Raw genomic sequence first — 14,003 nt, 5'->3', positions numbered from 1 at the left:
GTTATGCCACTGCGCCACAATCGCCCCGCCTCGACTCACCTAGACTGACATCAGCGTCATCCCATGACGGGCGCCGCAGCGCCCCATACCACAACAAACCAGGGAGACCTGCCGATGAAATCTCGCGCCGCCGTTGCCATGGCCGCGGGCCAACCCCTCGAACTCACCGAGATCGACGTCCAGGATCCCAGGGCCGGTGAGGTGCTGGTACGAATCAAGGCCACCAGCGTGTGCCACACCGACGCCTTCACCCTCTCCGGCGCCGACCCCGAAGGGCTGTTCCCCTCGGTGCTGGGCCACGAGGGCGCCGGCATCGTCGAGGCAGTGGGCGAAGGGGTGACCAGCCTCAAGCCCGGCGATCACGTCATTCCGCTGTATACCGCCGAGTGCGGCAAGTGCAAGTTCTGCCGCTCGGGCAAGACCAACCTGTGTCAGGCGGTGCGCGCCACCCAGGGCCAGGGGCTGATGCCCGACGGCACCTCGCGCTTCTCGCTCGACGGCAAGATGCTGCACCACTACATGGGCTGCTCGACCTTCAGCGAGTACACCGTGCTGCCCGAGGTCTCCCTGGCGGTGGTCTCCAAGGAGGCGCCGCTGGACAAGATCTGCCTGCTCGGCTGCGGCGTGACCACCGGCATCGGCGCGGTGCTCAACACCGCCAAGGTGGAGCCGGGCGCTACCGTCGCGGTGTTCGGCCTCGGCGCCATCGGCCTGGCGGTGATCCAGGGCGCGGTGATGGCCAAGGCCAGTCGCATCATCGCCATCGACGTCAACCCGGACAAGTTCACGTTGGCCAAGCAGTTCGGCGCCACCGACTTCGTCAATCCCAAGGAGCATTCCGATCCGATCCAGCAGGTGATCGTCGACATGACCGACGGCGGGGTCGACTACTCCTTCGAGTGCATCGGCAACGTCAACGTGATGCGCTCGGCGCTGGAGTGCTGCCACAAGGGCTGGGGCGAATCGGTGATCATCGGTGTGGCCGGTGCCGGCGAGGAGATCTCGACGCGGCCGTTCCAGCTGGTCACCGGGCGGGTGTGGCGCGGCTCGGCGTTCGGCGGGGTGAAGGGGCGCAGCGAGCTGCCCGGCTACGTGCAGCGCTACATGGACGGCGAGATCAAGATCGACGAGTTCATCACCCACGACATGCCGTTCGAGCAGATCAACGAGGCATTCGAGCTGCTGCATGAGGGCAAGAGCATTCGTACGGTGCTGCATTATTGACAGCCGCGCGAAAGCGTCACAAGAGCGATACACGTCCAGGGGACAAGGAGGCAGCATGAGCCTGATGGATATGATACAGCGCTGGTTCGGCGGCAAGCCCGCCGCCGCGACACAGAGCACGCCCCGGCCGCCGCCTGCGGCGAGAAACCCCGAAAAAACGACAACACAGGGGAGTCAACCCACCATGAGCCACCACAACGTTCACATCCATCCCGCCGTGGACGACGGCGTCAAGCGCGGCAGCGACAGCTTCACCGGTGGCAAGCTCCACTGCCACTGCCCGAGCGACCGGGTCGAGGTGACGATCGACGCCCAGTGCGCCCACAACCATGTCTGCGGCTGCACCAAGTGCTGGAAACCCGAGGGCGCGCTGTTCTCGATGGTGGCCGTGGTGCCCCGCGACAAGCTCAAGGTCACCGCCCACGAGGAGAAGCTTCAGGTGGTCGACCCGGCCGCAGCCATTCAGCGCCATGCCTGCACCGGCTGCGGCGTGCACATGTACGGCCGCATCGAGAACACCGGCCACCCCTTCCACGGGCTCGACTTCATCCATACCGAGCTGTCCCATGATCAGGGCTGGGCCGGCCCCGAGTTCGCCGCCTTCGTCTCGTCGATCATCGAGTCCGGCGCCGACCCGCAGAACATGGGCGCGGTACGCTCACGGCTACAGGAGCTGGGCCTGCCACCCTACGACTGCCTCTCGCCGCCGCTGATGGACGCCATCGCCACGCATACCGCCAAGGCCAAGGGGGTGCTGTGACGGTAGCGTTCATCTTCCTGAAAGCGTCCGGGCCCGCCATGCTGATCTAACCTCGATAGCGGGCCCGGTCACTTTCGCCTTGTGCGGCGGGCCGCACCTCGCCCTTACTCGCCCAAATAGGCCAGCGCTGCCGCCGCCAGCGCCTCGATGCCGGTGCGCAGGGTCTCGGGGTTGCCCGGGAAATAGTAGGGGGAGTGCGGCATCTCGAGGTGGCGCATCTTGTCGGCCACGCTCGCCCCCGGCGTCTCCGCCCAGCGTGATACCGGCGTCGCGCCGATGAACCAGTAGACGTAGGGAATGTCCTCGCCGCCGAACCCGCCGGCCTCGGCATTGCCGAAGAAGGGAAAATCCTCGCTGCCGTTGAGCCGTGGCATCTCGTAGAGACGCTCCGACCCGAAGTGCCCGGCGTGAGCCCGGCGCACGTGGTCGACTGCCACGGGGTCGTTGTGCAGGGCGATGGTCTCGTTCAGCACAAGGAACTCCGGCGCTCTGGGCGAGCGCCCGGCCTCGCACTCGGCGCGTACGATGCGCTCGATGGCGGCTACCACCTGGCGATGCAGGGTGTCGTCGAAGCTGCGCACGTTGATCTCGAGCTCGGCCGAATGGGGGATGATGTTGGCCTGAGTGCCGGCCTGCAGCTTGCCAACGGTGACCACCACCGTCTCCTCCGGCGGTACCTCACGAGCGACGATGGTCTGCAGGCGAGTGACCACGTGAGCGGCGATCACCACCGGGTCCACCGTCTGGGCGGGCATGGAGCCATGCCCGCCGGCGCCGTGAATCGTCACCGCCAGGTTGGTGCAGGCGGCCATGGCGCGGCCGGCAATGTGCCCGACCGTGCCGGCCAGCGCCGGCATGTTGTGCTGGCCCAGCACCACGTCAGGCCGGGCGAAGCGCTCGTAAAGGCCGTCGTCGAGCATGGCCCTGGCACCACTGAAGATCTCTTCGGCAGGCTGGCAGATGAGCATCAGGGTGCCATTCCAGCGCTCTCTCAGTGCTGCCATCACACCGGCGGCACCGACCACGCAGCTGCTGTGCAGGTCATGGCCGCAGGCGTGCATCAGCGGCACCCGCTCGCCCTGGGCGTTCTCGGCGCTCTCCCGACTGGCGAACTCGAGCCCGGTGCGCTCCTCGATGGGCAAAGCATCCATGTCGCCGCGCAGCATCACGGTGGGACCCTCGCCGTTGCGCAGCAGGGCCACGACACCGGTACCACCCACGCCACGGGTCACCTCGAACCCCAGGCTCCCCAGCGCCTCGGCGAGGCGGGCGCTGGTCTTGTGCTCCTGGAAGGGCAGCTCGGGGTAGCGGTGCAACTGGCGGTAAAGCGCCTGTACCTCATCGAAGCCAGCCTCCACCTGGGCGCGAACGGCGCCCTTGAGGTCCAGAGTGGGGGATAAGATCGTCATCATGGCCTCCGTGGCGGTTCAGTGACTTGGAGTGCTGGATAAGGGGTGGCCCTGACGAGCAGAGCGGGATAGCCCCTGCCAGGCCGCTACCACGCCCACGTTGAGCAGCATCGCCCATACGCCGGCATGCCAGCCCAGCGGCGAGCTCCAGACGAAGTCCATCAGCAGATAGGCCAGGCTGCCCATCAGGGCGCCCGCCATGACGCTGGTGCGACGCAGTCGCGGCAGGAACAGGGCGCCGATCACCATGGGGAAGAGCTGTACGATCAGTCCATAGGCGCCGAGCAGCAGCAGGACCAGGGAAGCGGGATTTGCCAGGGCGAAGAGATAGGCGATCAGCGACAGGCCGACCACGCTCCAGCGGGTGGCGCTGACCACGGTCCGTTCACTGGCGCGCTGCATCACGGTGGGCCCCAGCACATCGCGTACCAGTACGATGGCCGCGGTATGGGCCAGGTTGGCGCCGGTGGACATGGCCGCCGCCAGCGCACCGGAGAGCATCAATCCGATCACCCAGGGGGAGAAATTGGCCACGTCCATGACCATGCGCAGCAGCACGGTATCCGAGCGCGCCAGCGGCTCGTCGGCGAACACCAGCACGCCGGCAAAGCCGATGAACAGCAGCGGCACCAGCAGGTAGGCGTAGAGCGGATAGAAGACGCTGACCTTGCGCAGGGTGCGGCCGCTGTCGGCGGAGTAGAACTTCATGAACAGATGCGGCCACATGGCCCCGCCGAAGGCGCTGACCAGCACCGCGGTGCTGAAGTAACCCCAGCTCATGCCGCTGGCGCCGGGCATGGTCAGGTACTCGGGCGCCGCCTGCTGAAGCTGGAGGAACATTTCGCCGACCCCGCCGTAGAGGCGCTGCGACACGGCCAGGCCCAGAAACCAGGCGATGGCGATCATCATGATGCCCTGCACCAGATTGGTCCAGCCGATGCCGCTCAGGCCGCTGCAGAACACGTAGGCCGCCACCACCATGAAGGCCAGCAGGGCGCCGAGCCAGAAGGGAATCAACCCATCGGTGGCGGCCTGGAAGAGCAGCCCGGCTCCGGCGATCTGGATGGTCAGATAGGGTACCAGCGCCAGCACGCCGATGGTGCCGGCCAGGATACCCAGCGCCTTGCTCCGGTAGTGGTCGGCGATCATGTCGCCCTGGGTCAGATAGCCCTTCTGGCGGCCCAGCTCGGCGACCCGAGGCCCCATCGCCCAGATGGTGATCGGCACCAGCGCCAGGTAGGCGAGAATGTAGAAGGCCGGCGAGCCGTGCTGATAGGCCCAGCCCGGCGCACCGAGGAAGGCAAAGGCGGAGAAGATCTCGGCACCGAGGATGAAGAACAGGATCACCACGCCGACGTGGCGTCCGCCGGCCACATAGCCCTCGAGGCTCGAGCTCTGCTGACCGCGGGCGCGCAGGCCCACCCACAGCACCATGGCGAGATAGGTCAGGGTGATACCGACCACGATCAGCGAATCAGTCATGACGGCCGCCTCCGTGACGTACGACGTAGGCAAGCCACATGCCGGCGAACAGCACCAGCATCCACAGGATGTACCAGAAGAACAGGAAGGGCAGCCCCAGCACGATGGGCTCGATGCGGTTGGCAATCAGCGCACCGGGCCAGATCATGGCCAGCGTGCACAGGGCGAAGTGCAGCCCAGTCAGGAGATGGTAGGTCTTGGTCATCGGGAGAGTCCAGCTCGCCGCAGCGAGTCTTGTTGTGGGTTGTCTCCTGACTATGGGACAGACGGCACGATCGAAAAAATAGGGATTTGGGATGCGAGCCATGCCATGACGGCATGGCTCGTGGAAGGCTTCCTTACTGAAGCGCGCGGAGCGGTTACTGAGCCAGGCTGGGACGTACCTGCTCCGTTCTGGCCACCATCACGGAGTCAGCCACCAGCTCGGCGGTGATTGCCGACAGCGTCCAGCCCAGATGACCGTGACCGGTGTTGTAGAACACCCGTGGCTGCCGCCCTCTTCCCACCCGCGGCATCATGTCGGGCAGCATGGGGCGCAGCCCCGCCCAGGGCACGACCCGCCGGGTACCGACGCCGGGGAAGCAGCGTTCGACCCAGTCGATCAGCGGACGAACTCGGTCGTGACGGATATCGCGGTCGAGGCCGTTGAACTCGGCGGTGCCGGCCACGCGGAAACGCTCGGCGCCCAGCCGGCTGGTGACCAGCTTGGCCTCGTCGTCCAGCAGGCTCACCATCGGCGCCGCATCTCGAGAGGCCGCGTCGTCGAGATGCACGGTGATCGAGTAGCCCTTCACCGGATAGACGTTGAGACGGTCGCCGAGACTGGCCGCCAGGCCACGACTCGCCACACCGGCGCACACTACCAGGCCGTCGTACGCCTCCCGCTCGCCTTGCACGCCGACCCAGGCTCCGCCGGCATCGGCCCCGACGCCGGACACGTCCTGGCCGTAGCGAATGCTCCCGCCGCGACGCTCGACGGCAGCCGCCAGGCCCTGGGTGTACTTGTGGATGTCGCCCGTGGCGTCGCTCTCGGTGAAGAAGCCGCCATGGTAGTCGCCGGCCAGATTCGGCTCGATGGCGCGCATCTCCTCGGGCGTCACCGGCCGCCGCTCGAGCCCGCCATTCGCCAGCAACCTGGTGACTCTGGCTGCATGCTCGAAGCTCGCCCTGTCGCGGTAGATGTGCAGAATGCCCCGCCGCTCGAGGTCGAACTCGATCTCTTCGTCGCGCGCCCAGCGGTAGAGATACTCCCGGGCGGCGATCGCCAGGCGTGCCGTTTCCGTGGTGTTGTCGGCATAGCGGGGAATGGCGGCGATGAACTCGGCGAACCAGCTCAGCTTGTGCCAGGTAGGCCGGGGATTCACCAGCAGGGGCGCATCGGCTCGCAGCATCCAGCGCAGCCCTTTGAGCACCGTGGGCCAGTGAGTCCACACCTCGGCATTGGAGGCCGACAGTTGGCCACCGTTGGCGAAGGAGGTCTCCATGGCTGCATAGCGGTTGCGCTCGTAGAGCGTGACGTCCAGGCCGCGTTTGAGCAGCGCGTAGGCGGTGGTGACACCCGTGATGCCACCGCCGATGACGGCGATACGTTGCATTGCGTTTCTCCAGACGCGTCGGGTCGAACTCGCCGCCAGCCGGCAGCGAGTACCCCATCCGTCATGGAACCTGAGAGATTCACGCGCGCAATGCCCGCTTGCTCCTTCGGTGTGCCGACGGACGCAGTCGTCGGCCGCTCTTCGGAATCAGTGATGCGAAGCGGTCCTGTGGCCTGAGAGTTTCCGGGGCAGTTGCTCCTTCGGCGCCGGTGCCGCAGCTCACGGACCGGTCTCTCCCGCTGTCGCACTATCAGTCATGCCACTATCCGCGCTGGGAATCCATAGGAAAAATACCAATAATCGATGAAAGCCATGCCATTCAGGTATCGGAGCCGATGGAATTCCGCCAACTGCACTACTTTGTCGCCGTCGTCGAGGCCGGCTCCATTTCCGCCGCCAGCCGTCGCGTGCATGTCGCCCAGCCCGCCCTGACCCGTCAGATTCACCTGCTGGAAGAGGACCTGGAGACGCGGCTGTTCGAGCGGCATGCCCGCGGCGTACGCCTGACGGTGGCCGGCCAGGCGCTCTATGAGGAAGCACAGCAGCTGCTCGACCGCCGCACGCGGCTCAAGGCACGCCTCACCGCGCTGGGACAGGGGGTGGTCGGCAAGGTCAGCCTGGGCGTGACGGTGACCCACCTGTGGGTTCCGCAGGTGGCCGGGCTGCTCGGGCGCTATCGCGAGCGCTTCCCTCAGGTTGCCTTCGAGGTCTTCCCGCTGCTCTCGGGGCCGCAGTTGGAACGGCTGCGGGAGGGCACCCTGGATGCCGGCATCCTCTACCTCGACGACAGCGGCCAGCCGGGGCTGGAGACACGCCTGCTGCAGCACGATTCGCTGGTGCTGGCGGTGCCGGCAAGTTCTTCCTGGGCCGAGGTCCCGCCGACGAGGCTGGAGCAGTTGGCCGACGCCGAGTTCGTGTGGGGGTTTCGCAGCGCTTCGCCGGTCTACTTCGATCGCATGCAGGCCCACTTCCAGCGTCTAAGCTTCCACCCCCGGGTGGTGCAGTATGGCGCCGACAACATCGCCATCCTGAGCATGGTGGCCGCGGGGCTCGGCATCGCCATTCTGCCCGCCGCCAGCAGTCATCACCCCATGCCGGGGATCCGCTTCCTGCACCTGCCGGAGCTCGACGCCTGCGCCATGCCGCTGTGGTTCGCCTGGCGGCCCGACAACGATTCCCCGGCACTCTGCAATCTGATCGAGCTGGTCGAGAGCCTGGACGCCCCTGCCCGCCCAGTCGAAGGCTGAGATTCACTACCCCTCGGGCACTCCCAGCGCCGCAAACAGCGCCGCCAGTTCCGGGTCCTGCCGCTTGGCGCGTAGCAGCGCGGCGTCCTCCACCGCGAAGCGGCCCGCGGTGGCACTCAGGTAGACCTTGCCGCTGGCGCGGTCGGCGAAGCGCACCTCCGGTACCTTGGCGAGGCACTGCTTCAGAAAGGTGCAGTTGGCGGCCACGGCCAGGGTGTCGCCGGCGGGATAGACCTCCTCCGGACACGTCGCCGCGGTGTGGATCTTCTTGTAGCGGTCGAGGTTGACCAGGCCCACTGGGTCCAGCACGTGCAGCACTTCGCGGGTGCCGTGGGCGACGACCTCCGGCGGGGTGTGCCGGGGCACGCTGTTGTCGAGGAACACGTACTTGAAGCGTGGCCGCGGGCTGTCCATCCACTTGAAGAACACCCTGGGCATGCCGTCGTAGGCCTCCACACAGTGCCCCAGGAAGTCCGACACCGCCTTGTAGCGCCCGCGCTCCAGCCCCCTCAGCCAGCCCCGCTCCACCGTGGCCTCCGGCGGGGTGATGATGAAGTACATGTGCATGGTGGAGACGTACTTGGCGTAGGTGCCATCCAGCAGCCGCGGCACCGTGTCGGAGGAGAAACTGTCGAAGCGAAAGCGGTCGATCAGCAGGTTGGGAATGGTGCGGTCCCGCTGCGCCTTGTCGCGAATGTAGCGGTCCAACTTGGCGTCGATCAGCTTGACCTCCTTGCCCGCCAGGCGACCGGCGTACTTGTAGGCCTCACCCAGGGTCTCGTAGTCGAGCAGCAGGCGACGCCAGATATCGGGCGTGATGGTGCCGTACTGCTCCGGCGGGATACCGAGGTCCTGCAGGGTGTATCTCAACAGGTGGCGCAGGGAGCTCTTGCCGGCCGCCGAGGCGCCCTTGAGGCTGATCAGGATCGGCTCGTCGGCGAGTGGCACCCGGGCGTAGCCCTCCTGCTCGATGGCCCGCTCGACGTGTGGCGCCAGCAGGTTGCCGACCACACGGCTGCCGTAGTCGTTGCAGGCGTGGCGGGCGATCAGCGTCGCCAGCACCTCGCGGTCCACGCCGATATGCCCCTGGACCGCGGCAATCGAGCTCATCACCCGATAGGCGCTCTTGTAGATGGCCTGTGCGAGCTCGTCCTGGGCGGCCAGCCCCCGCTGCTTGATGCCCTGGATGGCATCGTGGTGGCGCTCCTCCAGGGTACGGCGGTCGGCCTGCCGCTGCGGCGCCGGACGCCTGCCCAGCCAGCGGGCCAGCCGCGAGACCGGCTCGGGCTCGGGCTCGGCCGCTTCCGGCTCGACGGCGAAGGCCGCTTCCAGGATCTGCCCCACTCCGGCCCGGATCGTCGCGTAGAGCTCGTCGAAGGCCTGACGCAGCGCCGGCATGTGGGGCAGCAGGTAGCCGCTGAGGATCTGCAGGGTGATGCGGCGGAAGTTGCGCCCCAGCACTTCCTCCTCTTCCCCCTCGGCCACTCGGATATCGGCGGTCACCCGCACGATCAACTCGTGCAGCACCAGACGCTCGGCACGAAACGCCACCAGCTCCTCCTCCTCGAGGCCGGTGAGGGCTCTCAGTTCGGGGATCTCGCTCAGCCGGGTATAGACGTTCTCCTCGCGATGGATGGTTTCCAGGGGCTGGTAGCGCCTGGGCAGGTCGGCCTCGAGGCCGGGATTCCACGCCGAGTACTCGGGGGTCTCTCGATCAGACATGGGAGCCACGCTCGTGCTGCGATTGCCGGCCGATGTTCGGCACTCATGCCTCGACATTGGCCGAATTCGCTGCCCAGAGCAATCATGGCTTTTCTCCAGCGACAGAAGCCGCCCGCTGCCTTGGCTGCGCCCACGGCCGATGCAGGATCAAATAGGCCGCACAGCCGATCGCCACACCCCAGAAGGCCGAGCCCAGACCGAACAGGCTCATCCCCGAGGCGGTGGCCAGGAAGGTGATGATCGAGGCCTCGAGGTGCTGCTTCTCGGCTGCCGCGGCACTGAGGTTGCCGCTGATCGCCCCGATCAGCGCCAGTCCCGCCAGCAGGGCGACGAAGGTCACCGGCAGCGAGGTGAACAGCAGCACGATGCTGCCCGAGAACAGCGCGCCGAACAGATAGAACACGCCGTTGGCCACCCCGGCCACATAGCGCCTGGCGGGGTCGGGGTGGGCCGCCCTGCCGGTACACAGCGCCGCGGTGATGGCCGCCACCACCGTGGTGATGCCACCGAACAGCGCCATCGGCATCGACACCAGGCTGGTGACGGTGAGGATCGGCCGGGCCTGGGTGGCGTAGCCGGCGCCGCGTAGGATCGCCATGCCCGGCAGGAACTGGCCGGTGAGACTGACCAGCGCCAGCGGCAGCGCCAGGCTCAAGGTGGCGCTCAGCGTCCACTCGGGGCGAATCGGCTCGGGCGCGGCCAGTTGCCATGAAACGCCCGCCAGGCTGGCGCCCTCCAGTACCACCGCCAGCACGATCCCGACCAGCAGCAACAGCACCAGGAAGTAGCGCGGAAAGAGCCGCTTGAACACCAGGTAGGCGGCGAGCATGCCCATGGCCAGGGCCGGAGAGCTCTCCAGCGCAGTGAACACGCCGAGGCCGAACTGGAACAGGATGCCGGCCATCATTGCCGCGGCGATGCCGGGCGGAATCAGTGCGATGAGACGGTCGAAGGTGCCGCTCACCCCCACCGCAAAGACGATCAAGGCGGCGGTGAGATAGGCCCCCACCGCCTCGTTCAACGACAGCCCGGGAAACAGCGTGACCAACAGCGCCGTGCCGGGCGCCGACCAGGCGGTGATCACCGGCACCTTGAGCCACAGGCTCAGGCCGATACCCGACACCGCGGCGCCAATGGAGATCGCCCACACCCAGGAACTCATCATCTGGGCGGAGATGTCCGCGCTCTGCGCGGCCTGGAAGAAGATCGCCAGCGGGCCGGCGTAGGAGATCAGCACCGCCACGAAGCCGGCGGTCACGGCCGACAGCGACCAGTCCTGGCGCAATGACATGGTTCACCTCGCGTGAGTGGGATGGAGAGTCGAAACGGGAAAAAAGGCCCGCGGCGACGGATCGCACGCGGACCAATGGAGGACGTACGGCCGCTACGCTAGCGCGCCGCGGCGGTCTCGCGCTTGACGATGAACTCGAAGTCCTTGGTCTCGAAGATCATCGAGATCAGCACCCCCAGCACCAGTGCCCAGAACGAGGCGCCGATGCCGAGGATCTGGATGCCCGAGGCGGCGATCAGGAAGGCGAACAGCGCGCCCATCTCGTGCTTCTTGCCGGAGAAGGCGATGGCCAGCGCCGAGGTCAGCACGCGGACCAGCGCCAGGCCGGCGATGATGGCGATGAAGTAGCCCGGGGTGGCCTCGATCAGGCTGACCACGTAGCCGTAGAAGGGCGCGCACACCACGAAGATGGCCCCGGTGATCACCGCCGCCACCCAGCGCTTGTCGCGCTCGCCGGCTTCCGGCGAGGAGCAGATGCCGGTCATCGGCGCGGCGATGCAGGTGCTGTGCAGGTTGAAGAACGAGGAGATCATGGTGCCCAGGCCGCCCACCGCGGTGATGCCGTTGGCCGGTACCTTGTCGTAGCCCATGCCCTTGACCAGGCCGACGCCGGCCGGGGTCTCCATCCCCACCAGAATGATCGCCAGCGGCAGGCCGTAGGCGAGGAAGGCGCCCAGGGTGAACTCGGGCACGATGAACTCGGGGAAGCGCACCGTGGCCTGGATGCCGGAGAAGTCGACGCCGGTGGCCATCAGGTAGGCGATGCCCGCGCCCATGGCCACCAGCAGCGGCGGCACGCGGCGAAACAGCCGCGCCGCCAGGAAGAAACTCAGGATCATGATCGCGGCCGGCAGCAGGGCGTCGTCCAGCGAGCCGACCATGCGCGTGCCGAAGCTCAGCAGCACGCCGGCGATCATGCCCATCACGATGGGCATCGGGATCAGCCGCATCACCGTGGCCATCACCCCGGTGAGTCCGGCCACCAGCGAGATGGCGCCGGCGATCAGGGTCGCGCCCAGGGCGGCCTCGAGCCCCACCACCGGGATCACCGCGGCGAACAGCAGCGCGCCGGGAATCGAGTTGGCCATGGGCAGGGGCAGCCGGTAGTAGCTCGGCACCAGCAGGCCGAACAGACCGTTGATCATCAGGTAGCTGATCACCCAGATCATGATGAAGGAGGAATCCAGGCCGGCCGCGGTGCCGGCGCTGATGTGGATGACGCCGGCGCTCAGGCCGAACACGCCGGCCACCAGGCCGGCGCTGGCATTCTCGGGCGTCAGGTCGCGGATGAAATCGCCGGGTAGGCGCTTCAGGCTCGTGCCTTTCTCGATGTGTTTCACGGTGTGCTCCAGGGGACTGTTGTTGTCGTTGGGTGGGTGCGAGCAGGTGGCGTGAATGGCGCGACGGTATCGCTCAGCCGCTGTCGCCGCCCGCCACCGGCACCACGCTGCCGGTGATGTAGCTGGCATCGCGGGAGGCCAGGAACAGGATCGGGCCGGCCTGCTCGTCGAGGGTGCCGTAGCGCCCCATGAAGCTGGTGGCCTTGGTCTGATCGATCAGCTGCTGGTACCACGCCTTCTCCTGCTCGCTGGGCTCGGCGCTGTTGCGCGGCGTCAGCCGCGGCGGCGCCTCGGTGCCGCCGGGGGCGGTGGCGTTGACGCGAATGCCGTACTCGGCGTATTCGAAGGCCAGCGCCACGGTCATGGCGTTGACGCCGCCCTTGGCCGCGGCGTAGGGCACCCGGTTGATGCCGCGGGTGGCCACCGAGGAGACGTTGACGATGTTGCCCTGGCTCGCCAGCAGATAAGGCAGCGCCGCGCGACAGCACCACAGGGTGGGAAACAGCGAGCGGCGCACCTCGGCCTCGATCTGTTCGGGCGTGTAGTGGGCGTAGGGCTGGGCCCAGATGGTGCCGCCGACGTTGTTGATCAGCACGTCGAGCCGACCATAGTGCTCCTGCACCTGGCGCATTACGCCCTCGGCGCCCTCCCAGGCCTCCAGGTCGGCCTGGAGGGCGATCGCCTCGATGCCCGCCTCGCGCAGCTCGGCCGCCACCCGCTCGACGTGCTCGGCGCGGTCCACCAGCGCCAGCCGGGCGCCCTCGGCCCCGGCGCGTTCGGCGACGCGCTTACCGATGCCCTGAGCGGCACCGGTGATCACCATCACCTGCTCGGCAAAACGCGCGCTCATGCCACCGCCTCCTTCTTTGCTTCTTCCGGGGCCAGGCTCGGGGTGAACTTCTCGTAGTGGAAGCTCGCGGGCGAAATCCCCTGCTCGCGGAAGTGAGTGAGCACCGCGTCCACCATCGGCGGCGGCCCGCACAGGTAGACGTCGACCTCGCCGTCATGCAGCAGCTCGGGCGCCATGTGGTGGGTCACGTAGCCCTTGCGCATGTGCTCGCTCGCCGCATCGGCGACCACCGTGGTGTAGGCGAAGTCGGGCAGCGCCTCGACGAAGGCGTCGAGTTCGTCGAGCTTGACCAGGTGGTCGTCGACGTTCACACCGTAGAGCAGCCGCACCGGCTGGTCACAGCCCTGCTCCTGCAGCTGGCGCAGCATGGCCAGGAACGGCGCCAGGCCGGTGCCGCCGGCCAGCATCAGCACCGGGCGTCTGACCTCGCGCAGGTAGAAGCTACCCATCGGCCCGGTCAGGGTCAGGGCGTCCTCGGGCTTGGCCGCGCCGCTGAGATAGCCGCTCATCAGGCCGTTCGGCACGTTGCGGATCAGGAAGCTCGCGCGGCGCTCCCCTGGCGCCGAGCTGAACGAGTAGGAACGGGTCTCGTCGCTGCCCGGCACCTGGATGTTGACGTACTGGCCCGGCAGGAAGGCCAGCTCCTCGCCCTCATCGAGATACTCTTGATCAAGATCGATGACCAACTCGAAGCTGTCCTCGGAGAGGCGCGAAACCTCGGCGACTCTGGCCGGGAACTCGCCCACCGCGGTCTTGCACAGGGTCGATGCCACCGGCACCTGCACCACGCAGTCCGATGAGGGCACCATCTGGCAGGTCAGCACCTTGCCTTCAGCCACCTCCTCGTCGGAAAGCGCCTCGTCGATGTATTCGTCGCCAAGATCGAATGCCCCCTGCTCGCAGGTACCCTTGCAGGTGCCGCAGACGCCGTCGGAGCAGTCCATCGGCAGATTGACCTTGTGACGATAGGCGGCATCGAGCACCGTTTCCCCTTCCTTGCAGGAAATGAAACGGGTCACGCCGTCCTCGAAGTTGAGCGCAATGGTATAGCTCATGCTCGTCTCCTCCCCACCGGGTTCACGA

Annotated in this window: 12 protein-coding genes and 1 riboswitch; of the genes, 3 read left to right on the top strand and 9 right to left on the bottom strand. The window is 67.2% G+C overall.

All coding sequences use genetic code 11. The features are described 5' to 3' along the window. Positions 1-114 precede the first annotated feature (114 nt). Positions 115-1,224 (top strand): S-(hydroxymethyl)glutathione dehydrogenase/class III alcohol dehydrogenase, encoded by a 1,110-nt coding sequence (locus HOP53_RS20500; RefSeq protein ID WP_234271718.1) that lies wholly within the window; start codon positions 115-117, stop codon positions 1,222-1,224. Between the two features lie 184 nt (positions 1,225-1,408). Continuing rightward, complete coding sequence (gene gfa / locus HOP53_RS20495) at positions 1,409-1,984, top strand: S-(hydroxymethyl)glutathione synthase (RefSeq protein WP_234271717.1); 576 nt, start codon at positions 1,409-1,411, stop codon at positions 1,982-1,984. A 104-nt stretch (positions 1,985-2,088) separates the two neighbouring features. Here gfa and HOP53_RS20490 read toward each other — a convergent pair whose 3' ends face one another. From HOP53_RS20490 to HOP53_RS20475, 4 genes are all read right to left on the bottom strand, one after another. After that, positions 2,089-3,393 carry an amidohydrolase gene (locus tag HOP53_RS20490; protein ID WP_234271716.1) on the bottom strand — a complete coding sequence of 435 codons (1,305 nt, stop codon included), beginning with the start codon at positions 3,391-3,393 and terminating at the stop codon, positions 2,089-2,091. An 18-nt stretch (positions 3,394-3,411) separates the two neighbouring features. Beyond that, positions 3,412-4,875: a sodium:solute symporter family protein gene (locus tag HOP53_RS20485; protein WP_234251737.1), complete on the bottom strand. Its 1,464-nt coding sequence runs from the start codon at positions 4,873-4,875 to the stop codon at positions 3,412-3,414. After that, entirely contained in the window at positions 4,868-5,080 is a 213-nt protein-coding gene (locus tag HOP53_RS20480; protein WP_234251736.1) for a DUF3311 domain-containing protein, read from the bottom strand. The genes HOP53_RS20485 and HOP53_RS20480 overlap by 8 nt, the downstream gene beginning before the upstream one ends. 154 nt (positions 5,081-5,234) lie before the next feature. Further along, positions 5,235-6,470: a D-amino acid dehydrogenase gene (locus HOP53_RS20475; protein ID WP_234271715.1), complete on the bottom strand. Its 1,236-nt coding sequence runs from the start codon at positions 6,468-6,470 to the stop codon at positions 5,235-5,237. Between the two features lie 151 nt (positions 6,471-6,621). Further along, a riboswitch (glycine riboswitch) is annotated at positions 6,622-6,720 on the bottom strand. Positions 6,721-6,805: 85 nt separating this feature from the next. Here HOP53_RS20475 and HOP53_RS20470 point away from each other — a divergent pair. Then, a complete protein-coding gene (locus HOP53_RS20470) occupies positions 6,806-7,717 on the top strand; it encodes a LysR family transcriptional regulator (RefSeq protein ID WP_234271714.1) in 912 nt (303 codons plus the stop codon). Between the two features lie 6 nt (positions 7,718-7,723). On the opposite strand, the gene HOP53_RS20465 is transcribed toward HOP53_RS20470, so the two are convergent. From HOP53_RS20465 to benC, 5 genes are all read right to left on the bottom strand, one after another. Next, positions 7,724-9,439 carry a zeta toxin family protein gene (locus HOP53_RS20465; RefSeq protein ID WP_234271713.1) on the bottom strand — a complete coding sequence of 572 codons (1,716 nt, stop codon included), beginning with the start codon at positions 9,437-9,439 and terminating at the stop codon, positions 7,724-7,726. Positions 9,440-9,521: 82 nt separating this feature from the next. Beyond that, complete coding sequence (locus HOP53_RS20460) at positions 9,522-10,730, bottom strand: benzoate/H(+) symporter BenE family transporter (RefSeq protein ID WP_234271712.1); 1,209 nt, start codon at positions 10,728-10,730, stop codon at positions 9,522-9,524. 98 nt (positions 10,731-10,828) lie between these two features. After that, positions 10,829-12,070 (bottom strand): benzoate/H(+) symporter BenE family transporter, encoded by a 1,242-nt coding sequence (locus HOP53_RS20455; RefSeq protein ID WP_234271711.1) that lies wholly within the window; start codon positions 12,068-12,070, stop codon positions 10,829-10,831. Positions 12,071-12,143: 73 nt separating this feature from the next. Beyond that, positions 12,144-12,920: a benzoate diol dehydrogenase BenD gene (benD, locus tag HOP53_RS20450; RefSeq protein WP_234271710.1), complete on the bottom strand. Its 777-nt coding sequence runs from the start codon at positions 12,918-12,920 to the stop codon at positions 12,144-12,146. Beyond that, positions 12,917-13,975, bottom strand: a complete 1,059-nt coding sequence (benC, locus tag HOP53_RS20445; protein ID WP_234271709.1) for a benzoate 1,2-dioxygenase electron transfer component BenC — start codon at positions 13,973-13,975, stop codon at positions 12,917-12,919. The genes benD and benC overlap by 4 nt, the downstream gene beginning before the upstream one ends. Between the last annotated feature and the right edge of the window lie 28 nt (positions 13,976-14,003).

Origin of the sequence: Billgrantia ethanolica (genome assembly GCF_021404305.1) — a bacterium.
Classification (GTDB): domain Bacteria; phylum Pseudomonadota; class Gammaproteobacteria; order Pseudomonadales; family Halomonadaceae; genus Halomonas; species Halomonas ethanolica.
The sequence above is the reverse complement of the archived record's forward strand: the minus strand, read 5'-3'. Positions and strand labels throughout refer to the sequence as shown.